19 protein-coding genes are annotated in these 24,139 nt (G+C 46.2%); 8 read left to right on the top strand and 11 right to left on the bottom strand.

The window, feature by feature from the left end; all coding sequences use genetic code 11:
* Window positions 1-250 precede the first annotated feature (250 nt).
* Window positions 251-2,650 (top strand): hypothetical protein, encoded by a 2,400-nt coding sequence (locus AAA946_RS17735; RefSeq protein ID WP_338166114.1) that lies wholly within the window; start codon window positions 251-253, stop codon window positions 2,648-2,650.
* Between the two features lie 90 nt (window positions 2,651-2,740).
* Window positions 2,741-3,859: a glycoside hydrolase family 16 protein gene (locus tag AAA946_RS17740; protein WP_338166115.1), complete on the top strand. Its 1,119-nt coding sequence runs from the start codon at window positions 2,741-2,743 to the stop codon at window positions 3,857-3,859.
* A gap of 84 nt (window positions 3,860-3,943) precedes the next feature.
* Here the strand turns inward: AAA946_RS17740 and AAA946_RS17745 are convergent, their stop codons facing one another.
* From AAA946_RS17745 to AAA946_RS17755, 3 genes are all read right to left on the bottom strand, one after another.
* Window positions 3,944-4,627, bottom strand: coding sequence for a hypothetical protein (locus AAA946_RS17745; RefSeq protein WP_338166116.1), 684 nt, complete (start codon window positions 4,625-4,627; stop codon window positions 3,944-3,946).
* Window positions 4,628-4,698: 71 nt separating this feature from the next.
* The gene (locus tag AAA946_RS17750) at window positions 4,699-5,718 is read right to left on the bottom strand and encodes a hypothetical protein (protein ID WP_338166117.1); all 1,020 of its coding nucleotides are present in this window, start codon (window positions 5,716-5,718) and stop codon (window positions 4,699-4,701) included.
* Window positions 5,719-5,872: 154 nt separating this feature from the next.
* Entirely contained in the window at window positions 5,873-6,814 is a 942-nt protein-coding gene (locus AAA946_RS17755) for a LysR family transcriptional regulator (RefSeq protein ID WP_338166118.1), read from the bottom strand.
* A gap of 154 nt (window positions 6,815-6,968) precedes the next feature.
* Between AAA946_RS17755 and AAA946_RS17760 the strand changes: the two genes are divergently transcribed.
* The gene (locus tag AAA946_RS17760; RefSeq protein ID WP_338166119.1) at window positions 6,969-8,966 is read left to right on the top strand and encodes a HAMP domain-containing methyl-accepting chemotaxis protein; all 1,998 of its coding nucleotides are present in this window, start codon (window positions 6,969-6,971) and stop codon (window positions 8,964-8,966) included.
* A gap of 47 nt (window positions 8,967-9,013) precedes the next feature.
* Here the strand turns inward: AAA946_RS17760 and AAA946_RS17765 are convergent, their stop codons facing one another.
* From AAA946_RS17765 to AAA946_RS17775, 3 genes are all read right to left on the bottom strand, one after another.
* Window positions 9,014-10,207 (bottom strand): ISL3 family transposase, encoded by a 1,194-nt coding sequence (locus AAA946_RS17765; protein WP_338164865.1) that lies wholly within the window; start codon window positions 10,205-10,207, stop codon window positions 9,014-9,016.
* Between the two features lie 122 nt (window positions 10,208-10,329).
* Complete coding sequence (locus tag AAA946_RS17770) at window positions 10,330-10,797, bottom strand: nucleoside recognition domain-containing protein (protein WP_112462870.1); 468 nt, start codon at window positions 10,795-10,797, stop codon at window positions 10,330-10,332.
* Window positions 10,797-11,531, bottom strand: coding sequence for a nucleoside recognition domain-containing protein (locus AAA946_RS17775; protein WP_338166120.1), 735 nt, complete (start codon window positions 11,529-11,531; stop codon window positions 10,797-10,799). Before AAA946_RS17775 ends, AAA946_RS17770 begins: the two co-directional genes overlap by 1 nt.
* 303 nt (window positions 11,532-11,834) lie before the next feature.
* On the opposite strand from AAA946_RS17775, the gene AAA946_RS17780 reads away from it, so the two are divergent.
* Window positions 11,835-13,007 (top strand): hypothetical protein, encoded by a 1,173-nt coding sequence (locus tag AAA946_RS17780; RefSeq protein WP_338166121.1) that lies wholly within the window; start codon window positions 11,835-11,837, stop codon window positions 13,005-13,007.
* A 53-nt stretch (window positions 13,008-13,060) separates the two neighbouring features.
* Here AAA946_RS17780 and AAA946_RS17785 read toward each other — a convergent pair whose 3' ends face one another.
* Together AAA946_RS17785 and AAA946_RS17790 are read right to left on the bottom strand one after the other, a co-directional pair.
* Complete coding sequence (locus AAA946_RS17785; protein WP_338166122.1) at window positions 13,061-14,188, bottom strand: ribosomal protein uL16 3-hydroxylase; 1,128 nt, start codon at window positions 14,186-14,188, stop codon at window positions 13,061-13,063.
* 98 nt (window positions 14,189-14,286) lie between these two features.
* A complete protein-coding gene (locus tag AAA946_RS17790) occupies window positions 14,287-15,303 on the bottom strand; it encodes a helix-turn-helix domain-containing protein (protein WP_338166123.1) in 1,017 nt (338 codons plus the stop codon).
* Between the two features lie 96 nt (window positions 15,304-15,399).
* Here AAA946_RS17790 and AAA946_RS17795 point away from each other — a divergent pair, with 96 nt between their 5' ends.
* On the top strand, window positions 15,400-16,140 hold the full coding sequence (locus AAA946_RS17795) for an SDR family NAD(P)-dependent oxidoreductase (RefSeq protein WP_338166124.1): 741 nt from the start codon (window positions 15,400-15,402) through the stop codon (window positions 16,138-16,140).
* A gap of 8 nt (window positions 16,141-16,148) precedes the next feature.
* Window positions 16,149-16,892 (top strand): urea carboxylase-associated family protein, encoded by a 744-nt coding sequence (locus AAA946_RS17800; RefSeq protein WP_338166125.1) that lies wholly within the window; start codon window positions 16,149-16,151, stop codon window positions 16,890-16,892.
* A gap of 74 nt (window positions 16,893-16,966) precedes the next feature.
* On the opposite strand, the gene AAA946_RS17805 is transcribed toward AAA946_RS17800, so the two are convergent.
* Window positions 16,967-17,218, bottom strand: coding sequence for a DUF2999 family protein (locus tag AAA946_RS17805; protein ID WP_338166126.1), 252 nt, complete (start codon window positions 17,216-17,218; stop codon window positions 16,967-16,969).
* A gap of 673 nt (window positions 17,219-17,891) precedes the next feature.
* On the opposite strand from AAA946_RS17805, the gene AAA946_RS17810 reads away from it, so the two are divergent.
* Window positions 17,892-19,187: an outer membrane protein transport protein gene (locus AAA946_RS17810; RefSeq protein ID WP_338166127.1), complete on the top strand. Its 1,296-nt coding sequence runs from the start codon at window positions 17,892-17,894 to the stop codon at window positions 19,185-19,187.
* Window positions 19,188-19,217: 30 nt separating this feature from the next.
* Window positions 19,218-21,944, top strand: coding sequence for a parallel beta-helix domain-containing protein (locus AAA946_RS17815; protein WP_338166128.1), 2,727 nt, complete (start codon window positions 19,218-19,220; stop codon window positions 21,942-21,944).
* An 82-nt stretch (window positions 21,945-22,026) separates the two neighbouring features.
* Here AAA946_RS17815 and AAA946_RS17820 read toward each other — a convergent pair whose 3' ends face one another.
* Together AAA946_RS17820 and norR are read right to left on the bottom strand one after the other, a co-directional pair.
* Window positions 22,027-22,386 (bottom strand): glutaredoxin family protein, encoded by a 360-nt coding sequence (locus AAA946_RS17820; RefSeq protein WP_338166129.1) that lies wholly within the window; start codon window positions 22,384-22,386, stop codon window positions 22,027-22,029.
* A gap of 104 nt (window positions 22,387-22,490) precedes the next feature.
* Window positions 22,491-24,074 (bottom strand): nitric oxide reductase transcriptional regulator NorR, encoded by a 1,584-nt coding sequence (norR, locus tag AAA946_RS17825; protein WP_338166130.1) that lies wholly within the window; start codon window positions 24,072-24,074, stop codon window positions 22,491-22,493.
* Window positions 24,075-24,139 lie beyond the last annotated feature (65 nt).

Below are 24,139 nucleotides of genomic sequence, written 5' to 3' on the forward strand. Positions count from 1 at the left end.
GTTTTCTTGTTTACGACAACAACTTTTTTTAACTGCTATACACCTACAAACTGTTGATTAATACTAGATATACAAGCTTTTCATTAACCATTAATTCGCCATTGTTAGTGAAATAAAAAGAGACCCATCGGTAATTTTCTTTGTTTAAAAAAGAAAGCGCTTACCTAGATTTGGTCGTCTTTTAAGCTGATCTGCCGGTGGTGACATGCACCATCAACAATAAAAAACTCCAACACGCAAGGAAGTTATAATGATCAAAAGCAGTTTGAAACCTCTTGTTCTTGCTACAGCGACAGCGATGCTCGCGGCCTGTGGTTCTGACTCTACAGACACTACGACAGATGGTGGTAATCAAGGTGGAGACAATAGCGGTGGTGGCAGTGAAATCACTGTTTCTGTTACGCCTGATTATCAGATGGACGTGAAATCGCAAGCACCGATAGATTTTGGTAATGCGCTCACAGAAGTTAATGCTATCAACCCAGATCCAACTTCCATGTACGTCACGGGCTCAGTACTTAAGACGACAAAATTGGCCGGAGCGGAAACGTGGGCAGGAAGCACCATTGCTGATAGCTCGAGTCTTGAGTTAAGCAGTGAAAGAAGCCTTGTGACTGTTTGGGTTTACTCGCCAGAGGTTGACGTACCGGTGTTGCTCAAAGTTGAAAACTCTAATGATGGCACTCAGTTTGCGGAAGTCTTAGTCACAACGAGCAAGGCGAATGAATGGGAGCAGCTTACTTTTGACTTTACCGAATTGAATCAAGGCGAGCTAAGTGAAGCCATTACTTACGATATGAAGAGTCTGTTTTTTGACTTTGGCAATGTAGGTAGCGATAAAGTCTTTTACTGGGACAATATTCGTCTAGAAGGTGAGGGACTAGAGTCACAACCTGTACCCGTAAGCTACCCGATTTCCGATACGGGTCAACCACTTTTGGGTAACCCTCAATATCAAGCGATTTCTTATGGTGCATGGCGTAGCGACTCTCGTGCATCGGGTGAACTCGTTCCTTCAGTGGCGGATCACATTGAAGACATGAAAATTCTCAATGCCATGGGGATTAAGGTCGTTCGTACTTATAACACTCAAGGATTTATTGGCACTGATGGCAAGAGCAACACAGAAAACTTGCTAGAAGCGATTCGTCAGCTTAAAGATGAAGCGGCCGCGGATAGCAATAGCTTTGAGATGTACGTTATGCTTGGCGTTTGGATAGATGCCAACAACGCGTGGACGGGTGAACCTATCGATTCGTCTGTCGACTCACCTAATAATGCGTTGGAACTTGCCAAAGCAAAAGAGTTAGCACTGGCTTATCCAGATATCGTCAAAGTGATAGCGGTGGGCAATGAAGCTATGGTCGACTGGGCTGCCTCGTATAAGGTTCACCCTTCAATTATCTTAAACCATGTGAATGACCTACAAAGCTGGAAGTTGGAAAGTACTGATACTGAAGACCTTTGGGTCACCACCTCCGATAACTGGGCAGTATGGGCAGGTATTGATGCCAATGGTAACTACGGTGATCAAGCGGATCTTAAAGCATTGATACAGGCAGTGGATTATGTATCGTTGCACACCTACGCTCATCACGACACGCATTATCATCCAGAATTTAAGGAAGACTGGAAGGTTGCAGAAGCGGATCAAACACTGACGAAAGAACAACAAATCGCCATTTCAATGCAGAAAGCGTACAAGCATTCACTTGAGCAGTATGCTGCGGCGCAGCAGTTCGTGAATAGTGTTGATCCAACCAAGCCAATTCATATCGGTGAGACAGGTTGGTCTACTAACTCAAACGACGGCTACGGCGAGGGTGGCACACAAGCTGCTGATGAGTACAAACAGAAAATGTTCCATGACGATATGCGTGATTTCGCTAATAACGAAGGCGTATCGCTGTTCTTCTTCCAAGCGTTTGACGAGCCATGGAAAGGCGGAGATAACCCTGGTCACTCAGAGAAAAACTTCGGCCTTATCGATATCGACTGTAATGTTAAGTACGTCGCGTGGGACAAAGTTGAAACTCTCAATGCGCTTGGGCTGACGCGTGACTGTAATGGTTTTACTGCTAGTTACGGTGGGATCTATGCGTCACTTCTGGATGATGTTCTACCACCTCCGTTCGCTCCTGTTGAACAGCCTCCAGTAGAAGGTGAATTCAAGGTCCTTGGTGCTGGTCTATTTAGCGGTGCCGGTGCCTATGCATGGGAAGATACGGCTTGGGCAGGTGTTGATGAAGAGGGCGTGTTAACGGTGGCCACTTCACCAAACACTGCGAAAGATTGGGGTTGGGGCGCACACATTGGTGACGACAGCCGCCGTGATTTTACCGCGGTTAAGACACTGAAATTTGAAATCCGTGGCTCTATTGAAGGCGGTAAGGCACTCGCCGAGTTTGGCTTTGGCGTTGGTTTCCAATCGGATAAGGGCGAGCAATGGTCAACCAATCATACGATTCGCTTTAACGAAGGTGAGCGTCAGCTCACGACTGAGTGGCAATCGTTTGAAGTTGATATCAGCGAGTTCTCAAGTGATCCAAACTTAAATCAAGTCACTCAGCCGTTTATTGTGCACGGTACCACCAAAGTAGGTCTTACTGATGCAGATATTCAGGTTCGCAATATCTCTTGGTTCGAGTAGTGCTCGAGTGAGTCTGCACTCTCAGAAGCAAGAACGTAAGCCTTACCTTCATTATCGATAGAAGGTAAATATCAATAGGCGGTGGCAGTGATGCCATCGCCAATTTTTTCACCAATGACACAGCTCAACTCTACTTCGGCCACCGTGCCGCAAGTGGCTTTTGTGCTGTCTGTAGTACAGGAGTTAAAAATGGTTAGAAAAAGGTATAGCAGCCTAGGCCTCTGGTTTGGTTTGCTAACAGCCAGCATCGCAGCGCCACAAGCGATTGCTGGATGGGAGGTTCACTGGATTGACACCTTTGAAGGCGAAGCGGTCAATTGGGATAACTGGACAGCGCAAACACAAGCAAACTACAACAACGAAGTTCAGTGTTATACCGATGATGACTCTTCTGAGATGCGTAACTACGATGTCTCCGATGGCACGCTCAAGATTATCGCTAGAAAGCACACCAACCAATGTGTGACGCTAGGAGGGCAAACCAAAACTTGGACCTCAGGGCGACTTAATAGCAAAGACAAACGAGAGTTTTTGTATGGGCGCATAGAAGCACGTATTCGCTTCCATGATTTAGAAGCGGGTACTTGGCCAGCATTTTGGATGCTGGAAAACAGAATCGCTGAGCAACCAATTAAAGGTGACAACGATAGCGTCGGTTGGCCGAATGCAGGGGCGAGTGAAATTGATGTTTGGGAGTGGTTCTCTAATCAGCCCCAAAGCTACATTACCAACTTCTTTAATACTGCGGGTTGCGGTGCTGAATATCGTTACCCATACCCCAATGGTGCCCAAGATGTTTTAGATTGGCATCGTTATGCCATCGAATGGGATCAGGACTCGATTACGTTTTTCGTTGATGAGCAGGAAGTCATTCGCCATGATGTGAGCCAGTGTCCACGCTATAAAGAGCCGATGTTTGTGCTGCTCAATGTTGCCATGGGAGGCATGTTAGGAGGACAAATAGATCCTGATTTGCAACGTGCAACGATGGAGGTCGATTATATCGCTCATTGTCAGCCGGCGCAGTCTAACAGTATCGATCGCTGTGATGAAAACACCCCACGCCTCGACCCTAATACTGACGTTCCTGAATTACCTACGGCACCATCCGCTACTACAAGTAATGGCGGGTCAGCGTCAATATTGTCGTTTCTTGCTTTGTTAACGCTTGCGTCACTTAAACAACATCGAGCTAGGAAGCGGAAGTAGTCTTATAGTTTGCAGAAGCGCCAAGTTCCGTCCACCTGCCTGAGGCCAAATGCGAGCTGCATTTGGTCTTATCTGATTTTAGGACTAACGAAAGTTTAGGTTAAACCCAAACTCAAAAGTCCCTTCGGTCGTTCTTGGCTCTCCCGGGCGCACACGGTGTTGGCCGTATCGGTATTTTACATATGGCTCGACGTACTTTGGCTTGAAGGTTAGGGTAAAGTCGGCGTGGAAAATACTCGGTTCCAAATGGGTGTCGGACATAATTCGGTCGTGGTTAAGTGCGTAGCTATAGGTTAGCCAAGTTACTGGGGTGTAGCTTGCGCCTAAGCTGGCTTTCCATTCTCTGTGAGTGCTGAAATTGGGACTTAGAATAGGGAAGTCATCACTCTGAAAGACATTTTTTCGCCACTCATAGGATGTTGAAGCGAAGACTAAAACATTGTGACTAAGCATTCGACCTGCAAACGCACCAAGATTATAAATGTCGACTAGGTCTGCTCTGCCGTAGGTTGCAAATGCTTCGGTATAGGTTTCACCAAGTAACATCCCATACCCGGCACCTAGCTCTAGATAACCTGTCGAGTCAATCTCAAAGCCAAGGTTGATTTCTTCCGTCGCTTGAACCGTACCCGACAATGTCCCGATCCAAGAGTCTGCCACTTTCGAAGTTTGAAAGCTCATGGTTGGTTCGTAGTAGGACAGCTCATGGTGACCGGCCAACGTAGAAAAAGGCAATAACGCCATCGCGGTAGCAATGTATCTCTTCATATTTGTTTCGCTCAAAATAAAAGGAGCCGAATAAATCCGGCTCCTTTGGTTTTATCTAATGATGTTGTCTGTTAAGAGCGACCAACGCGGTCTTTTACTGCTTGCTTGATTTGTTGGCGTTGTTCTTGAGATAGTGATTGCAGTTTCTGTCTAACTTCATCGCGGTTTATCTCTGTTTTAGGTAAGTGAGCTTTAATGAACGCGCTCGCTTCTGAGTTCATTTTTACATCTTCTACTTTGCCATTTCGGTCAGTGTATACATAAACTTCACCGCCGTTAAAACCAACGAGTTTGATTTCAACACCTGTTGCTGTTTCTTGGCGCTCGATGTCTTTAATTACTCGATCATTGTCAAAGCCTGGGTCAATCTCGATAGGTTGATCCATTTCTGGAGCATCCCACCCAATGCGACTGATCACGCCGTTATCGATAGTGATAGCAAGGCGACCTTTACCTGGTACTTTTACCTCTACATAACCACCGTAGTTGATGACTTGTACCAGCTTCGCTTCATTGGAATCACCGATAACAATTTCGTAAGTGCCGGTCCCATCAATGACGTCATCCGTCGGAGTGATGGTTCCCACAGTCTCACCGTTAAACTTGAGCTCGCCAGTTTCGCTGTCGATAAACCAAACATCACTTGGCGTGACTCCGAAATCTGGATCGGTAATTGGCAAATCGTTATCAGGGCGAGGTGGCTGGTAATCAGAAACGATGAGTCGACCATCAACATTAGTCAGCTTAACTTCACCGCCATTAACCCCGTGGAAAATGAAGCCGCCGTCTTGAGCTTGAATGCTACCTACTTCTTGGCCGTCAACGGTAGTGACATCACCCGCCTCGACGAGATATGTTGTGCCATTGTGAATGATGTAGCCATTGCCTTCGTCGCCCGCTATAGCAAGTACGTTGTGGTTACCTTCGTCGCCTTCAACCAGCGCAGCGTTGAACACATCACCTTCATGAACGGTTACGTTGGCGATTCCATCTTGCGGAGCTTGCTCACCACCGTCGTTGCTAGAACCATTAGATGAACAACCTGCTAGGAAAGAAGCGGCGATGACTGCACTGATTAATTTAAGTTTCATGGGTATCTCTCAAAATTGTATTGGAACTAAAGGGGGCATCTTGCTTTTTAAGTGGCGTTCCGAGCCGATGAGAGAACTATAAACAGTTTGATGAGGCTGAACTAATGAACAGCCTTTATCATGGAAATGAACTTAAGTTATTAATAAATTGTAATTATTGGCCTGATAACTTAGGGTTATCAGCAGTTAAAATCTTCTTAATAAGCTTACTTAGCCACAAAGTGGTCGCGCTGTTTCGGTTTTTATAGTGGTAGAAGGTATTGATGTCTGTATCTACGGTGGCGTTACCGAAGTAGATATCGAGTGAGCGTAATCCTGGATGTGTATCTAGGTTTAAATAGCTAGAGCCTGGGAACATCATATCGGAGTTCTTCACCACATCGACTAAAGCAGAAGGGATCTCGGAGCGAAATACGATTTTAGGTTCGTGGCCGCGCATACGGATCATTTTTTCGGTGATGGACTGATTTGAATTCACATCAGCTGCAATAAGGGTAGCAATTTCAAACTCAACACCATCATCAATCTCTAGATAGTCTTTTTCGTGAGGGTGTCCGGCTCGCACGTAACCTTTAAATTGCTCTTCGGCAATGCGTTTTTGAATGATCTCCTTAGGCGCGTGATTGATAGTGTAGTTTAGGCCTAAATGAATATCGTCATTGACAATGTCTTGAATCGTCGACTTACTCCAGTTGAGCAACTGAACCTGCACATTAGGCGCTTCGGCTCTGATGGCATTGAACAGTTGGTTGGCAATCCCTGCGAGGAAAAAAGGAGAGACAGCAATCTTTAAGGTGACATCAAGTTCCGCTGGGTCAAATTCCGCAGAGTGATTGACTGCGCTGGCTAAGTCATCCATAACAGGGCTCAAAGTATCTGCAAGTTGGTGTGCTTTTTCGGTGGCGCGCAGTCCATGGTGTGTTTTGACAAACAGCTCATCATCAAAGTGATCTCGTAGACGTTGCAGAGCTTTACTCACCGCTGGCTGTGAGACAAATAGGCGCTCTGCGGCTTTTCGCATATTGCGCTCTTGGTTCAAGATGATAAAGGTTCGCAATAAGTTTAAATCAAGATTGGCGAATAAATCTTTAGCCATAACTGCACCTTGTGATGTCGACTTTGATCTCAATCTTAAAGTCTAAACCATGGCATCGCAAAAAACTGCTAATAAAAACATCAACAAAATGTTTAGAATTCTTCCATTTTACCGATATAGTGATTATTCGGTTGTATTTTATAGAGGTTTAAGGATGAAACTCTCGATATCGAGTAAGCTTCGGATGAGTTATCTGGCGCTTGCGGTACTTTTTATCGTCTCATCTCTGTTTGTGTATCGAAGCGTCGATGGACTGCAAACACAAACACATTCATTATTGCGTTTTGACCTACCAACGGTTGATGCCAGTCGCCAACTTGGCCAGTCATTGCAAACAACGGTTTCTGAGTTAAGAGGCCATATGTTGCTGGTGGGCTCGGAAGAGCAAGTCGAAGCCTCAAAAGCCAAAGTGCTGCAACATATTGATCACGTCGATATTCAACTTATTAGCTTAGAAGGATTGTTGCCAGAACAAACCTATTTGGCAGTCAGTGAGCGCTGGGCATCAATTAAAGAGACTGCGAATAAAATCTTAGAGATTGCGCAAACCCATGACAACCTTCCAGCTCATGCGCTATTTATCAATGAAGCAGCGCCAATAGCAGAAGTCGCTCTTGATCAAATTCAGGGGCTTATCAACGACGAAGCAGGTCGTGCGGCGGGTGGTGAGCGCAAACACTTATTCAAACTCTATGCCGATGCCTACAACTCTCTTGCCAATGCACTTTCTGCTCAGCGAGATTATCTTCAGTACGGTAACCAAGATTACCTCGATAAGTACAATGACTTTTTGAAGTCGCACACTAAAGTTGTCGAACAAATCGGCTACAAAACACAGTTACTCAGTAGTAGTGATGAAAGCCTATGGTCTCTTTTCAATGAGATGAAGGGGCTGTATCTACCGTTAGCAAAACAAGTGATTGAACTGCGCCAGTCTCCGAGCTGGAACCAGTCTAATTTCTTGATGGAATCTGAATTACTACCCGCAATTCAGAACGTTCAAAGTGAGTTAGATAATGTGGTTCTTCTTGCTCAGCAAAAAGCAGGCGAGACAGAAAATCGAATCGGCTCTAGCGTGAATTCATTGCTGGCAATATTAGCGTTAAGCTGCGTTGTTGTTCTTGGTGTTGCTTTTGTCGTTTCCCATTTCTTGGGGCGCCAAATTGGTGGCCGCGTGTCGCTTATCGCTAAGCGTGCGCAATTGATCGCAGCAGGTGATGTGTCGAGTGCGCCACTGACGGTCACTGGCCGCGATGAATTGGCGGATCTTATGACCTCGATTAACAGCATGAATCAATCACTGTCTAAGTTAGTGGGGCAAGTGTCGCAGAGTGTGGGCGCTGTTGAGGATAAAATGGATGACCTTACCAAACATAGTCGCCAAAGCTTGCAGCAAGTTGAGTTGCAGTCTTCAAACCTAGATAACATCGGTCATTCGTTGTCTGAAGTGGCGGTGGGCTCTGAGCAAACCGCAAGCCAGGTTCAGATTTCTTCTTCTGCGCTGGTGGATGCTAAGCAAGAGTTGGCCTCAGGCGAAACCATGCTGACCGAAAACCACGGCAATATGACGGATTTGGTGAGTGCGATTCAAACGGCGCAGCAGCTCGTCGCGAAGCTTAGCAATGAGAGTCAAGCCATTGGTAAAGTGACTGAAGTAATCGAAGGCTTGGCTGAGCAAACCAATTTATTAGCGCTTAACGCAGCGATAGAAGCGGCGCGAGCGGGAGAGCAAGGTCGAGGTTTTGCCGTGGTTGCCGATGAGGTGAGAATGCTTGCTAGCCGAACAACGGAATCCACCACAGAGATCAACGCCATTGTGCACGCTATCCGTAGTTCAACCCAAAAAGTGGAAGAGCAGATCAATGAGGGGACCTCAATCGCTTCTGATGCGATGGAGCGAACAGACGCAGCACTGGGCCGAATCCAATTATCAGCAGAGCAGGTAGAGCTTGTGAATGCGCAAATGGCGAGCTTGGCTGCGACTGCGGAGCAGCAGGCGAATGCGACACAAACTATCTCAGGGCTAGTCAATGATATCAATGACTCTCTTACTGCGGTCGCAGGGCAAACACGTTCAGCGAACGAGGTGACTGAGCAGGTCACAGCGAACGTGGGCGAGCTTCATCAGCAAGTCGCTAATTTTAAGGTGTAACGTTTATCCATTAAAAATGCCCATCAATTGATGGGCATTTTTTTGGTTCATCGCGGCTTTCCGGGGAAGGCCGCTTTAATCTTTAGAAAGAAGTAGTCCGTGTCTCGGTAACCATAACCCATTCGCTTGATGAGTTTTATCTTGTTATTGATACCTTCCAAGGTGCAAGTATTCAGATGGTATGAAGCTGATGCCACTATTCCGTGAAGGTAAGGTTTGAGCTTTCTAGCAAAATTAATAAGAGGTTGTATGCCACTTTCATTCACCTGCTGCCACCATACTTCCCATAAACCTTTAGCGTGCTCCTCTGAGTCACAATACCAAAGTTCCTTGAGTTGAGCTCCAAGCAGATGAGTGATCATGAGGTCTCGGTTGATTGAGAGTATTTCATCAAGATAACTCTGTTGTTTTACGTTCAAGTTCTCTCGGTTTTTCAGAAGCACCCAACGGGAACGTTTTATCCAACGACGTGCTTTCTTGTCCGTTTTTAATTGATTTGCTTGGTCTACACGAACCCTATCCATGACCTCTCGACCGAACTTGGCTACAACATGAAACATGTCATAGACAATACGAGCATTTGGGCAATGCGCCTGCACTTCAAGGTCAAAAGCTGTGTTCATATCCATTGCCACAACTTCAATGTTGACGGCATTGTCGCCGAGCTCTTCAAAGAATGGGCGAATGTCCTTTCGGCTTCGGCCTATGCCAATCCAAAGCACTTGGTGTGTTTGAGCATCAGCAATGACCGTCGCATATCTGTGCCCCTTGAAGATGGCGAACTCGTCCATAACAAGTTGACGCAAATCACTCCAAGGCACCGTTGGCACAACTCGCTTAAGACGTTGTTTATCAATTTCTTTAATCGTATGCCAATGCACTCCGGTCAGCTCGGAGATATGCTTGATAGGCAATAGGGGCAGTAACTTTTCAATATAGCCCTTCAAGCGATTTGTGATTCGAGCATATGGTGCAACCCATGGTATAGCTTCCGTTTTTACGCCACAGTCAGGACAGTTTATCCGTCGAGTTTGTACCAAAAGCTCAACAGGAATATCGAACATCATTGTTTCTTTTAGCACTCGCCATTGGTAGTCATGAATAGAGTCGGATGAGCGACCGCATTGGCAGTGAGCGGTAGAGTCAGGCTTCAAGGTGATTGTAATTAAGGAGTCAGTTTTGTGGGACTTTATGATTTCAAAGCCTTCCCAGAAGGAAGATAGGAAAGTATTATTCGACATGAAAACGGTAGTTTTTGGCAGGTTGTGTTTGGCGATGTAACCATACCATTAACTACCGTTTTTGTTTTCAGCTCCCGCTAATCCGCGATGAACCATTTTTTTGAGCGCAGCTAGTGGTGTCGCTAGACCAGAATGTTCATTAGGAACATAGCGCCAAAGGCGTTGAGTACAGAGATAGCGATCATCACTGGAATGTAACGCCCTTCAGTACCAATCGGTCCCATGATACGACCCATGTATTGAATTTGAGAGCCCATCAGGTAGATAGCAGGTGCTAGGATAGCAATGTGAGTACCATTTAATATGCCTTGGTCAAACAGGGTGATGACCACACCAACCGCGCCGCCCATCGACATCCAAGCGCCAATAAGTACAGCAGCCGCTTCGCCAGGTAAACCAAAAATGGCCATAACTGGAGCAAATATGGCGCCCATAGCATCCAGGGCACCCGTAATTTGCAGCGCTTTGATGATCACAAATGCCATTAGGACATTCGGTACGGTTGAAGTGGTGGCGATGACCCAACCTTTCTTTGCGCCTTCAACAAAAATGTCGGTGACCATAGGTTTTTTCGCTTTTACGTCGCTCATTATGCGGTCTCCTGCTGCGTGTTTGCTTGGTCTTGTTTTGGTGTCTTATCTTCTTTGCCTTCAGTGATGTTCAAGTACACACGGAACAGGTTAGCGCCAACAAACTTAAACAAGAACATGACGGCGACGGCTAACCCAATTGAAGACGTCACGGCAAGAGAGCCGTCCATAAGCGTTAATGTGAAAAGCACGGCACCAGAGGAGAAGAAGTTCACAATCGCGGCGCCTGCAGTGAACTGGAACATGGTGAAAACGTCGGTTTCGCGCTTGGTTAGGTGACCTTCATCTTTGAGCTGGCGTGTCATAGCGGCACCTGCATCGGTACTTTGCAAAGACGCGATCAAAGCAAGGCCTGAGTTACCTGGGATGCCCATCAGTGGACGAAGAAGGGGAGAAAGTAGTTTGCGAGCTGCATCCAGCGCACCATAGTGCTCAAGTACATTGATCATACCGAGTGCGAACATCACGGTTGGGATCAAAGTTAATGCGAAAATGAAGCCGTCGCGTGCGCCACTGCCACCAACACCGCGAAAAGAGGTGGTTGCAGCTTGAACGCCACTTTCAGTTTCAGTGACGTTGTGAGCGACTTGGCCAAATGCACCGTTGAGCGTGGTGAAATCAAATACCCCATACCATTCGTTGGATTGGAGTAAGCCAGAGAAGAAAACAATCGCAAAAGCTAAGGCTATATAGCTTCCGATTGTTACCTTACGTTCTTTAGTTAAGTCAGACATGGAACAACCTATTGAGAGTGGAACAGAATGCATAGTCTGAGGATATCGACGCTTTTAAATACTGATCAGCATCAACTGAAGGATTGTTTTACGGAAGCTAAATATTACAAAATATGTAACTGTGAAATTGCGCGTGAAATAGATATAGCTCTGTTAATGGGTTGGATTAATTTAGCTAATACGAGTTTAAAACGTTCATGAAACCAGCAACGTATGTTACCTATTATTCTGGTTTGATACTGCTTATTGGCAGCAAATAAGAATAGACTGACAATAGAAATCAGAGAATCAGGTAATTATCTTATGCAAAAACACGGTCTTTCGTTTTGGTATGCCGCAGCGTTTATGTTTGGTGCTATCCAGCTCATTGCGCTACCGCTTTTGATACCGAGTCATATTCTTGAAGTGACGGGCTCTATGGTACACACGGGTGCGGCGCTTTCGTTTGTTGGATTAAGCGGTTTTATTGCGCCACTAATCGGCTCTACCGTGGATCGCTTGAAACTGCATAGTGCAGCACAAAAAGCCTCGCTTTTGTTCTATGCAATTGCCATGGTGTTGTTCGCTTTTGTCCCTGCAACGTGGGCGATGTACTTTGCGACATTCTTGGTTGGTCTTGGATCTATTACCCTAATGACCGTCAACCCGACCTTTATCGTGGCGGCAGGCTTTGATAAAGCACAAGAGGCATTACGCTTGACACGCATGAACCAAAGTATCTTTGTTGGCGCGATTGTCATGGGCGCTATTTTGGCCATAGCGGAAGGCATCAGTGCAACGCTCAGCTTTGGTATTGTTGGTGCGCTTTCGATTGTTGCGATGATCATTGTATCTATCGATGGCAAGGTGGCTGCGCAGCGCATTGTGTCGGATACACCACAACAAGGTGAAAGCGAAGAGAAAGGCCGCTGGAACCTAACATTTGTAACTTTCCTATTGGCAGTGTTTATTGCAATGCTGGCAAGTTCTAACCAAGTCGCGCAAGGTCCTAACCTATTTGAAAGCTTGTTTGATATTGATAAGTCAGCAACAGCATTGCTGCTATCCATCTCTTCGGTAATAAGCCTATTAACGTTGGATATTGCTGGTCGTGCACTTGGAAAATTCGGTGCAGGTAAAGTTTGGGTCGTGGGATTAGTTGGCTACATTGTGGTTGGCACGGTACTTTCAAACTTAGTCACAGGCTCTACAGAATATTTCTACCTGCCACTTGTGATGCACCTAGTGTTTATGCAGTGTTTGTCTATGGTAGACATGGTGAAACCCGCAATTGTTGCCAAAGTCACGACTCTGTCTCCTGCAGCGACTCAAGGCTTCCTACTGTTTGCTATCGCTGGTGGTTACGCTGCGGGCACATCGCTGGGTGGTGTTGTGGGTGAGGTTGCTGGTATGGCGAGCCTGTTTAGCTTTGTTGCGTTAGCGGCGGCAGTGGCACTCGCCTTTGCACTCTTTACTCTTGCGCGTATCAAAGATTAATTTACTCCAAGTAGAAGAAAAAATGGCGTCCATTTAGGACGCCATTTTTGTTTTTAGTCGATGAACCAATAACCTTTGTTAATGAGCTCAGTCAGAAGCGGTACAACGTGAGAGTTAGGCTCGATATCAACGATAACTTCTCTATCTGTGAGCGATCTTGCTAGCCAAGTTTGTGCTTCTGGCAACTTGAATACTTCACCATTGATGTACACCATGGTTGGCTCTTCTTCATGTAACAGAGCTCGCAACCCAGCCACTTTGTAGATAGCACCACCATTTGAAAGGTGCTGAGCAACATCCTCAGAGCTCCATTTGTCTTCCGGTTCAATGATATTGAGTTGATGACGTGATTGACTGAGCATACAACCTAGAAAGTCTTTGAGAGTCGACTCGTCTTGAAGTGCCGACATCAACATGCTTGTCAGCGTTTTTTTGTCATCGGTACTGATTTGACCAAAGTGCTCGGTAGCATTGAGAGTCGGCTTATCCATGTGCTTATCCCCATAGTCATGAGCTAACACATAGTCGGCGAAGTTGCTGATAAGCTCTTGTTCTTTTGGAGAGCGAAAGCCAACGGAGTAGCTGAGTGATGGCTCTAGGGCGTAACCATCATGTGGGAACCCAGGTGGGATATAGAGAATATCGCCAGGCTCAAGCACATCGTCGATGATGGCATCAAAAGACTCTATCTGTCGCAGAGCTTCGTGACGCTTAGTTTCTTTGTATTGCCCGATATCTTTCGCGCCAACGCGCCAATGACGTTTCCCCATACCTTGAACAATAAAGACATCGTATTGGTCAATGTGTGGCCCCACGCCACCACCTTGGACTGAGTAGCTCACCATTAAATCATCAAACAGCCACTGAGGGAGTGCTTTAAACGGCTCGACGAGTTCTGCTGCGCCGGCGTGCCAGTGATTGGTGGCCTGCACAATTAAAGACCAGTGGCTATCTGCAAGCTCTGCGAACTTTTGTTCAGTGAATGGGCCGTGCTCAGCATGCCAATTTTGATCAAGATTGGAGACAAAGCGCGAGTCGATCTCTTCTTCCATCGATAGCCCTGCAAGCTCTTCTGGAGAGATGGGATCCGTGAAAGAGGCGAAACCACCTTTAATGATGGTTGGCTGCTTTTGCCAATATTGGGCAAGGAAGTCGGCAAGATTTACGGTTAATTGATACATAGACACTTTATTGTTTGCGAGTAATTGTTGAAGGCTGTGCGGATTCTAGCAACTTAGGGTAGAGAAGTCGCCTTGGTTCCGATGAGAGAATGAGCGTTTTACAGGCTTGGACGTCGGAAACTTCGGGGTGACTCTCCAAACCATCGTTTACAAGCGCGAGAAAAATTTGTAGCGCTGGTAAATCCAGTCCACTCAGAAATCATCGATATGGGCAGGCTGGTCATCGTTAGGTAGTGATAACAGATCATCATTTTGATTTCGTCTTTGATCTGCGTGAAATTCTTCCCTTCTCTCGCAAGGCGGCGTTTCATAGTCGCAAGGCTGCAATTTTGGCGTTCTGCTAGTGTAGTCAAGGAAGGCTCTGTATAGGCTGTGGTCATGGTGTCTATGACGTAACGATAAATATTAACCAGCCAAGCTTGATGCTCAGAGGGCTCTTTGTCGAGCCAGAATTCAAATAAGTCGGTGACCGGCTGTGCAGAGATTGCCATCGGCGTCAGCCAACTTTCATGAGAGAGCTGAATATAGGTTTTTGGGGCGTCAAATTGAACATCGATTGGAAAATAGTCTTTGTAACACTCAGTATGACTAGGCTCAGGGATAGCAAGCTGCAGTTCGGTAACGGTAACTGGAGTCGCTGCAAGTTGTTGAATGAGTTGCCAGCAGCCAGCTAAAGCGTCTTCGTAAAGCCACGGTGGAGTAGTTATATCCCGATAGCTTATGTACAGCCGAGAGTCCGTGGGGCAAAACTCAAGTTGCAGAATAGACTCGATGAGTGGGCAATAGCGCCCAATTAATAGGATCGCTTGTCCTAGGTTAGGGGCACTTTGGAGCGCAATGTTAAATCCTGATAGGCTCTTTATGTCAAAACTGTTACCAAATGTAAGTCCCGCCTCGCTATGACCATCTAAAACAAGCTGTTCAATAGACGAGTTAATAAACTGGCTCAACTCGTCTTTCTTCAGAGATGTTGGTTTAGTGATTAGCTTATCTATCTGATTTTTAGTTGTATTTCCTGGTGATAGCTGACTGAAAAGTTGTCTAAGGCGCTGTAAAGTATGTCGATTGTATTCATAGGTAACGTCCAGTTGGCGCAATGACAGAGAAGGATACATGGTGCCCTCGAGAAAACATGAGCTATAAAGATAAGTATTGCTTGATTGTAGCGCGTATGATGTCTGACAGAAACCAAATACTTGGAGATTGATATTATGAAAGTTGCATTAGTTACCGGTGCTTATCAAGGAATTGGCTACGCTACAACAGAATTACTGCTTGAAAGAGGCTACGCGGTTGTCATGGCCGATATTCAAGACTGTGAGGCAAAAGCTAAGGCATTCCAAGCACAAAATATGAACGCGTACGCCGCATATCTGAACCTTTCTGATACAAGCTCATTTGATAAGTTGGTTGAGTATATTGAGAGTGAATTTGGCCAACTGGATGCGTTGATTAATAACGCCGCCATTCTTAAGGATTTTGGTATCGGTCCCATTGAAATGGAAGAATCTATGCTGCGTGATGTGCTGGAAATTAACCAGATCGGTCCGTTTTTGTTGACACAAAAACTGGTACCACTGCTGAAGAAGTCAGCAGCGCCACGCGTTGTCAATCTGTCGACACAAGTCGCACAGCTAGAGCAGTTGAGTGATATGAACTCACCACTAAAAGAAGACATTTGTGCGGCTTACCAAATGAGCAAAGTGGGAGTTAATGCCAACACGGTGTTATTCGCGAAAGCGTTAGAGTCGTATGGTGGTAAGGTGAATAGCTGCTGCCCAGGCTGGGTTGAAACAGACATGAACCTTGATGAATTGCCGGACTATGGTGATTCACAAGATCGTCCCAAAACGGTTAGAGAAGGGGCTGATACACCGGTATGGTTGGCAACGCTTGATGACTCAGGACCAACAGCAGGCTTCTTTACTGATCGTCAACGTATTAACTGGTAGGTGGCATTATGACGCAAATAACGAAGAACGCAGGCATGCTAATGGGAACGCCAGTTGAAGCTCAGTATCTAGACATGAGCGCTAAACGAGATCAACTGGTCAGTGTCGGTAAAGGCTATATCGAGCGCCACAGTGGAAAAGCATTTAAAGTTAACAAGGGGCAGGTGTTCCGTATTATTCAAACCGATGGGCCGCAGATTGGCGACGTGTGGGTATTTAATCAGCATGATACAAAAGAGCACTTCATGGGGCACACCACCTTCTTATATGAAGGTGCTTACCTAAAGCAATACAGCCAGCTTTGGTCTTGCATGCCGCATGTGCGCTCACTGGCAACACTTTTAGTGGAGCACTCTGGCAATCCAAAGTTACCGGAAAACTTTAATAATCACGTTGCATTAGGTGGCCACTGTACGGCTGCACAATGGGAGCTATTGAGCGGTGTTAAGAATCACAATAGTTGCCACGCAAACGGGATTCAGGCGGTATCAGAGTTTGGGATGGGCGAGCAAGACATTATTCACGATAATTTCATGGTGTTTCAGCCAAGCTTTATCCAGCCTGATGGCAGTGGTGATAGTGTTCCCAGTCAGAGTAAGCCGGGGGACTACGTTGAGTTTGTCGCCGACATGGACATTTTGGTGGCGGTGTCCGCCTGCCCAGTTGGTGACTATTCGGTGCCAATGAGCGAACCAGAAAAGATCAATGCCAAAGGGTTGGGTTACGAAATCCTAGAGTGGCAACTTCGGTAAAGTGTTGGTATTGGATGGCAATAAAAAAGCAGAGGTGACGTGATGTCACCTCTGCTTTTTAACTTTATGAAGCGCTATTTGTTGAGTTGCTCTTTAGCGGCTTCCACTTTCGCAAAGTCAAGGCCAAGCTCTTCAACGGCTTCTTTGATCAGCACAGGGTTTTGCATGACTTGGCCCATCAACAACTGCAGTTTATCTTGTGGCAGGCCAAGTTGGCTGATGGTTGCCATTGCCGCTAATGGGTTTTGTGTAAGCGTCTCGAAAATCTCGTTGATTTGCGCGTCACCAATATTGTTCTCTTTCAATAGGGCAATAATTGGGTTCATTTTGTTACCTTTGTTTTACTGTTGCCATTAGGTACACATTCTAGCATCTGGTGTAGTTGGAGAGAACTGCCAATATGGGCGAAAGTCTGTCCACGTCGGTAATCGTATTCTCACCGTGCAAGGCCACATTGAGCTCAGTCTTAGCTTTGTTCGTTGACTATTAGATAAGCGTCGTACTTTGATGAGCGATGCGCAATATTTTGATGCATGACGATAGTTAGAAAACCGCAAAACTTCGAGCTTGCTTTGCACTGGATTAGTGCTTTCTACTTTAGCAATATTAAATCCCGCACTGAAAATGAAATGGAATCACTCATCAGATGATAAATATTTACCGTATAGTTGTGTTTAACAAATAAGTTGGCTATACGGTAACGATTAATGTCTTAATTTTTAATCTGTTAAATGATTGAATAACGAGATCAACTTAACACTTCTGTAACATTGCTCTAACGGTGTTGGAATTTTCGCTCTAACTTTTAGATAGTTTACTCAGTTACTATTTTAATAGAGAGGTGAATTAAGAATTATCATGTCGCATCGTACTTAGTGTTTTATAAAACTAAGTGGCCAATATTTTCAAAATAACAATGGATTGACTTCCTTACTGCGTGCGTTTTCCCTCAAACGTACGGAATTTTTGCATCCTTAAAAAATCATGGAGTAGATAATAATGGATAAAAGGTATGCGACGCTCTCCCTTGCCAGTTTACTGGTGATGCCTAGTGCACCCGCATGGGCGGCGGGATTTCAACTTGCAGAGCACTCTGCCGCCGGCCTTGGCCGTGCCAATGCTGGTGAAGCGGCGATTGCCGATTCTGCGGCGGTATTAGCTCACAACAGTGCTGCGATTACTCGATTTAGCGAAGCGCAAATATCAGTGGGCTCAGCGTATATTGCCCCGCAAGTTCGTGTAACCGGTAATGGCCCTTCGGAGAGCTTTAATCAACAATTAACAAATAATGACGTCGTGGATGATGTTATTGTGCCATCGGCCTATTTTTCCATGCCTATTAACGAAAGTTGGCACTGGGGAATTGGTCTATTTACCGACTTTGGTCTAATGACGGAATATCCAAAAGATTATTTGGCAGGTCCTATTGCCGGTAAAACTAGCTTAAAAACGATGAATATTAACCCTAATGTCGCTTATAAGGTGAATGACAGCGTCAGTGTATCTGTGGGGGCAAGTGCCGTCTATGCGGATGCCGAATTAGAGCGAACCTTGGGTATTTTAGCGGATGCTCTTAATAGCGGGTACGGCACGAGTTATAACCGTACTGATATAGCCACATCTTTAAAAGGGGATGGTTGGGGATATGGCTTTAACCTAGGTTTATTGTGGGAGCTTAATGAACACCATCGCTTTGGATTAAGCTATCGCTCAAAAGTGGATATTACCCTCAAAGGCGATTACACCACGGATGTCCCCGTCCCCAATGGGATTATCACTCAACCGGGTCAAACGGTCGGTGGAGAACTCGAACTTAACTTACCGAGTATTGCAGAGTTTTCGGGCTATCACCAAGTGACCGATCCGCTAGCGCTTCATTACAGCGTTGTGATGACGGGTTGGAGTACATTTGAAGAAATACGCGGTACGGTCAATGGTGTCACCGTGATGCAGAAAGACGAAAAGTTTGAAGACTCGTTTAAGTACGCACTCGGGCTTACCTACGGTGTGTCATCGGCGGTGACGCTGCGCACTGGCATCGCGTTTGACCAAACTCCTAATGTCAATCATCCAAGTATCAGCTTACCAGACTCCGATCGCATGAACTACAGCGTGGGCGCGAGCTACGCCTTTAGTGATTCGACTTGGCTGGACTTCGGCTTTAGCTTTATCGATGCTAAAGAGACCACCTTTAGCGAAGAACTAGAACCAGAGAGCTTGCCGGGAACCACGCTGGACTTTAAATCAGAAGGCGATGCGTATTTGTATGCATTGCAGTTTAACCATCGCTTCTAATGGATGACGATTTTTGACAAGGAATGAATGATGACTTTGACGTTTTTAAGACCGCTGTCGATAGCGGCGATGGTTGCCGTCATCCTCACAGGATGTAACGGCGAAGACTATGATGAACCACAATCGACAGCTGCTTATGCGCTCTCGGAATATGGTTCACCAGTACATTGTGCTGATGGTATGGAGTGGGCGAGTGCAAGTGAAGTGACCGCTATTGAAAACTTGGTGGAACTGGCGGAGAGCAATAGCACGGTTACGCTGCCAGCGGGCTGTTTTAAAATGAACAATCAGCTCACTTTAGATTCAAAAAGCAATGTGGTTTTCAAAGGGGCAGGGATAGACAAAACCTTCTTAGACTTCTCTAACGTAGATGGCAAAGATGGTATAGCCGTGAGTGGCGGTAGCAATATCGTTATTTCTGATTTGCAAGTCTCAGAAGCTTCGAAAAACGGCATCAAAGCCGACTCGGTGGAAGGGCTGATTATTCGCGATGTGGCTACAGTGTGGCTTGAAGTGCCTCGCGAACGTGATGAAGATGGCTCTCTGCGCGGCACCTACGGTATTTATCCGGTGAAGTCGCAAAATGTCTTGATAGAGGACACTTGGAGTTACGGCAGTGCGGATGCTGGTGTTTATGTAGGGCAAACTATCGGGGCTGTTGTACGTAACAATGTGGCCGAGAAAAATATTGCCGGTATCGAAATTGAAAACAGCTCAGGTGTGGACGTTTATGGCAACCTTGCCGTGGGTAACACGGGGGGCGTCTTGTTGTTTGACTTACCTGGTGCAACAACGATTGGCCGTTTAGTCGATGACGTAAGGGTATTCAATAATACTATTCGTGATAACAACTTAGTTAACTACGTCGACACGACATGTGATAAAGGCGTCGGTGGCTGTGGCGTCGTTGGTATCGTACCACCAGGGACAGGCGTGGTGATCTTGTCTGGCCGCAATGGCGAATTCTTTAACAACACTATCGACAATCACGACTCGATGGCGGTAGCGATGACCAGTTACTTACTGGTTAATGATAACCCAGATGCCTATGTGCCTAGCTTTACGGGGCCAAGTAGCTCAGAAGGGGCGGCTATTTTGCAAGGCTGGAACCCTGTGCCAACGGGTATGTACTTTCACAATAATACCATCACTAACGTCGGTATGAATCCAAATGGCGCACTCATTGATGATATGGTGCTCGCGTATTCACTCAAGCATCAAGCGTTTCCTGCGGTATTTTATGATGGTGCAGGGGAATCGTTAGTTCGTTCGCAAATGTTCGCAGAGCTAAGAGATGCGCTTAATTATACATTTCAGACTGATCGCTGGAATTATCTAACTAATTTCACCGATGCAGATGCAAACTGCGTGATCGATAATACGGGAGCCAGTGTTGGTGTATTGGTTGATCATTTAGACCCAACGGCAATCGGTCGTTACTCAGAAGATCCTGCCAATGCGGACTTCTTATACCAGAACCCTCATACGTCATTACTTCGCGCAGGGTGTGATGTGAAACAAGCGTTAGCCGTTAACACAGTCACGATTGATGGTGTGGAATATGGTTGGGGCATTACCGATGAAACACCGGATGACGGAGACTCTGGGTCTGGCAATAATGGTATTGTCGGGAATGAGATGTGCCGTGCCAATACTGCTGGCGACATTAACTGGGCCGCACTCACTCGAGAGTCAGCGAGTTTTTCTGAAAACTGTACCAATCTGTCTGATTATCACTTATTTGCCGATGCCAGCGACCCGACTAAAAATCTCAACCTAGCCACATCGGGTAAAGGGACGTTGTATGAAATGAACGTGGAGCTGTTCACTGATTACGCTCGTAAGTATCGTTATGTGTTGATGCCAGAAGATGTATCAGCGAGCTATCGTTCTCAAGAGGTGTTTGATTTCCCTGTCGGTACCGTACTTATCAAAACGTTCACTTTACCAACGAGTACGGATAATGCCATCGGTGAAGATGAAGAGTTGATTGAGACTCGTCTGTTGATCCGCCGAGATTCGGGCTGGGTTGCTCTACCGTATGTCTGGAATGAAGATAAAACGGATGCCACCTTGACTGCTGTGTCTGTGCCGTTTGATCGCACAATTGAACACGACGGTGAGACACTGGCATTTAAATACGAAGTGCCAAGTCGTAACGAATGTACGCTGTGTCATAAAGTAACCGAAGATGTCACCGATCCTGTGGGCAGTACGCAAGCCGCTGGCTTCTCACCCATTGGACCAAAAGCTCGCAACATGAACAGTGTTCGTTCAGTCTCTTCTGGTAACCCAATCAACCAGTTGTTGCATTGGGAAAATTTAGGTTTGGTAAGCCTTCCGGATACGCCTAGTAATTTGCCGAAAGTGCCGGAGTTTGACACTGAAGCAGGGGCGACAAACTTAACGCCAGCCGAGCTTGAAGACTATGCCAAAGCCTACTTAGATATTAACTGTGCGCATTGCCATCGAACCGAGGGTAAAGCAGCCAGTAACCCATTTAAGTTGGAATATTGGCGCGAAGGCGTTGGTCAAATGGGCCTTTGTGCTCGTGGCATTACTTTCCACAAAGGGCCAAGTCCTTATGTTGTGATGCCAGGAGATGCGGATAACTCTGTACTGCATTATCGAATTAACATCGATAATGGCAATATGATGCCTGAATTAGGTCGCCATGTGGTGCATAAAGAGGGTGTAGCACTGGTTGCTGATTGGATTAACTCTATTGACCCAACCGGTTGGGACTGCGTGGAATAAGTGCAGTAACACTTGACGAGAAAACGCCCGGCCAATGTGTCGGGCGTTTGTTTAATAGCGGTTACGGACTGAACAGAGCGGCCTAGGCAAACTCTTTTTGCAGGTAACTCACGATATCAGAGGACTCATACATCCAAGTCTCGTTGCCGTTCTCGACAATTTTCAAGCATGGCACTTTGACTCGTCCACCACCGTTGAGAAGCTCGTCGCGGGCGACTGGATCGTTTTTGGCATCCTTCAGTTCTACTTGAATAGATTGGCGCTTCATTTCACGGCGCACTTTGACACAAAATGGGCACGCTTCAAACTGATAAAGTTGCATAGCGGATGCTTTCGCATCGGCTTGCTGCTGTGCCTCGGTGCTGCGCTTAACGCCGCGAGGAGAAAACACAAAGTTCAGCAATAGAATAATTTTACCTAAAATAATGCGGATGAGCTTCATAACTACCTTTCTTTTGAATTTGTTGAGCTTATAGTTGTTATTACGTTCTTCTACGAACGCATACAGCGCCAAATCTTAACACCTCTTTTACGTTACCGATACGTTTAGTCTCGCGACAGGCTGTGACGTTTTGTTACGCTGAGGCCTAAGCGCTTGGATAATCGGATGAGATTCGCTCGGTCGGTTTTGAGTGCTCGTGCCGCTTGTGCCCAGTTGTAATCTGCGGTTATGAGCGCATTGGAAATCAGAGCACGTTGATATTCTTCCGTGGCTTCACGTATCCCGGTGCTCTCTTGAGGAAGCTCCAATGCTGCTGACGCTTTCGATTGATTAGATTGTGTTATTTCATCATCAAATTGCCCGCAATCATCGATGGTTACGATGACGACTTTGGTTCCCATCGTGCGCGCCTTGGCTTTTAACGCGGCTCGGTTGATGACATGTTCTAGCTCACGGACGTTACCTGGCCATGAATAACGGTTTAGGTGGGTCACCACATTGGGGTTTAGTTTGATTTGGTGGATCCCTAATTTTCTGCGCGCTTGCTCTAAGAAAAAGCCTGTCAGCAACTCCACATCACCTAGGCGATCTTTAAGTGGAGGGACGGAAATAGGGTAGACGCTTAATCGGTGATAAAGGTCGGCGCGAAATCTACCTTTGTCGACTTCGTGTTTAAGATCGCGATTGGTCGCGGCCAATACTCGGACATTGATCTTCTGAATTTGGTCTTTGCCCACAGGCTGAATTTCATTGTTTTGCAGAGCTCGTAATAGTTTACTCTGAGCTGCAAGTGGCAGTTCACCAATCTCATCCAAAAACAGAGTGCCGCCATCCGCCAGAGCAAATTTACCTAAGCGATTTTTATCAGCGCCAGTAAATGCGCCTTTGACGTGACCGAATAGTTCGCTTTCGATCAGGTTTTCTGGGATCGCTGCACAGTTCACATAAACCAAAGGTTGCTGTCTGCGCGTTGATTGATAATGTAAGGTTCGTGCTACCAGCTCTTTACCAACCCCGGTTTCACCATGAATAAGAATGTTGAAGTCGGAAGGGGCGACGATTTCAATGTCCGACTTGAGTGCGCGCATTGGTTCACTGTTACCAATCATTTCACCGCCGTCACGCTCCCATGCTTCCTCGTTGAGTTCTTCGAGCAGTCGCTGGGATTGCTTCGCTTGGTATTCCAATTGAGAAAACGTGAGCGCCATTTTTAATGTAGATGCGGCAATGGCTGATAAGACTTCGAGATTGCGTGTGGGAATACTTTGAAAGACGTTGGGTTCTAAGCTGTCCAGCGTTAATGCTCCCAACATTTTCTCACCAAAAATCAGAGGCAGCCCCATGCATGAGTGCATAGGAAGATCACCGTGATGGTCGATGAGCAAACCGTCAAACGGATCAGGCAGTTCACTGTCGGCATCAAAAATTACGGGACTGTTTGCGGCGCAAATCTGCTCAAAGCGAGGGTGCTCGTTAATGACGAAGCGTCTGCCTAATGTCTCTCTAGCTAATCCCTGCATCGCCAGTGGGACGAGTGTATCGCCTTGTAAAGAGAGCAGAGCGACACAATCGCAGTGGATGGTTTTTCTGATGGTATTGAGCAGTGAGTCGAAACGCTCTTGGTCGTTGCTGCTGCTGGCAAGGCCAACAGTCAGGTCGATTAAACTGGATGTAGAGATATCTTGCATGAAGAGTACTGCGCGTCAAATGAGTGTTGTTATCATTTTAGTGTCATTTGGACACAAATGAAAGC

The organism is Vibrio sp. 10N (assembly GCF_036245475.1).
In the GTDB taxonomy this organism is placed as follows: Bacteria; Pseudomonadota; Gammaproteobacteria; order Enterobacterales; family Vibrionaceae; genus Vibrio.

Coding starts and splice junctions, on each gene's coding strand:
- AAA946_RS17735 (WP_338166114.1), top strand. CDS start 251: ATGATCAAAAGCAGTTTGAAACCTCTTGTTCTTGCTACAGCGACAGCG.
- AAA946_RS17740 (WP_338166115.1), top strand. CDS start 2,741: ATGCCATCGCCAATTTTTTCACCAATGACACAGCTCAACTCTACTTCG.
- AAA946_RS17745 (WP_338166116.1), bottom strand. CDS start 4,627: ATGAAGAGATACATTGCTACCGCGATGGCGTTATTGCCTTTTTCTACG.
- AAA946_RS17750 (WP_338166117.1), bottom strand. CDS start 5,718: ATGAAACTTAAATTAATCAGTGCAGTCATCGCCGCTTCTTTCCTAGCA.
- AAA946_RS17755 (WP_338166118.1), bottom strand. CDS start 6,814: ATGGCTAAAGATTTATTCGCCAATCTTGATTTAAACTTATTGCGAACC.
- AAA946_RS17760 (WP_338166119.1), top strand. CDS start 6,969: ATGAAACTCTCGATATCGAGTAAGCTTCGGATGAGTTATCTGGCGCTT.
- AAA946_RS17765 (WP_338164865.1), bottom strand. CDS start 10,207: ATGTCGAATAATACTTTCCTATCTTCCTTCTGGGAAGGCTTTGAAATC.
- AAA946_RS17770 (WP_112462870.1), bottom strand. CDS start 10,797: ATGAGCGACGTAAAAGCGAAAAAACCTATGGTCACCGACATTTTTGTT.
- AAA946_RS17775 (WP_338166120.1), bottom strand. CDS start 11,531: ATGTCTGACTTAACTAAAGAACGTAAGGTAACAATCGGAAGCTATATA.
- AAA946_RS17780 (WP_338166121.1), top strand. CDS start 11,835: ATGCAAAAACACGGTCTTTCGTTTTGGTATGCCGCAGCGTTTATGTTT.
- AAA946_RS17785 (WP_338166122.1), bottom strand. CDS start 14,188: ATGTATCAATTAACCGTAAATCTTGCCGACTTCCTTGCCCAATATTGG.
- AAA946_RS17790 (WP_338166123.1), bottom strand. CDS start 15,303: ATGTATCCTTCTCTGTCATTGCGCCAACTGGACGTTACCTATGAATAC.
- AAA946_RS17795 (WP_338166124.1), top strand. CDS start 15,400: ATGAAAGTTGCATTAGTTACCGGTGCTTATCAAGGAATTGGCTACGCT.
- AAA946_RS17800 (WP_338166125.1), top strand. CDS start 16,149: ATGACGCAAATAACGAAGAACGCAGGCATGCTAATGGGAACGCCAGTT.
- AAA946_RS17805 (WP_338166126.1), bottom strand. CDS start 17,218: ATGAACCCAATTATTGCCCTATTGAAAGAGAACAATATTGGTGACGCG.
- AAA946_RS17810 (WP_338166127.1), top strand. CDS start 17,892: ATGGATAAAAGGTATGCGACGCTCTCCCTTGCCAGTTTACTGGTGATG.
- AAA946_RS17815 (WP_338166128.1), top strand. CDS start 19,218: ATGACTTTGACGTTTTTAAGACCGCTGTCGATAGCGGCGATGGTTGCC.
- AAA946_RS17820 (WP_338166129.1), bottom strand. CDS start 22,386: ATGAAGCTCATCCGCATTATTTTAGGTAAAATTATTCTATTGCTGAAC.
- norR (WP_338166130.1), bottom strand. CDS start 24,074: ATGCAAGATATCTCTACATCCAGTTTAATCGACCTGACTGTTGGCCTT.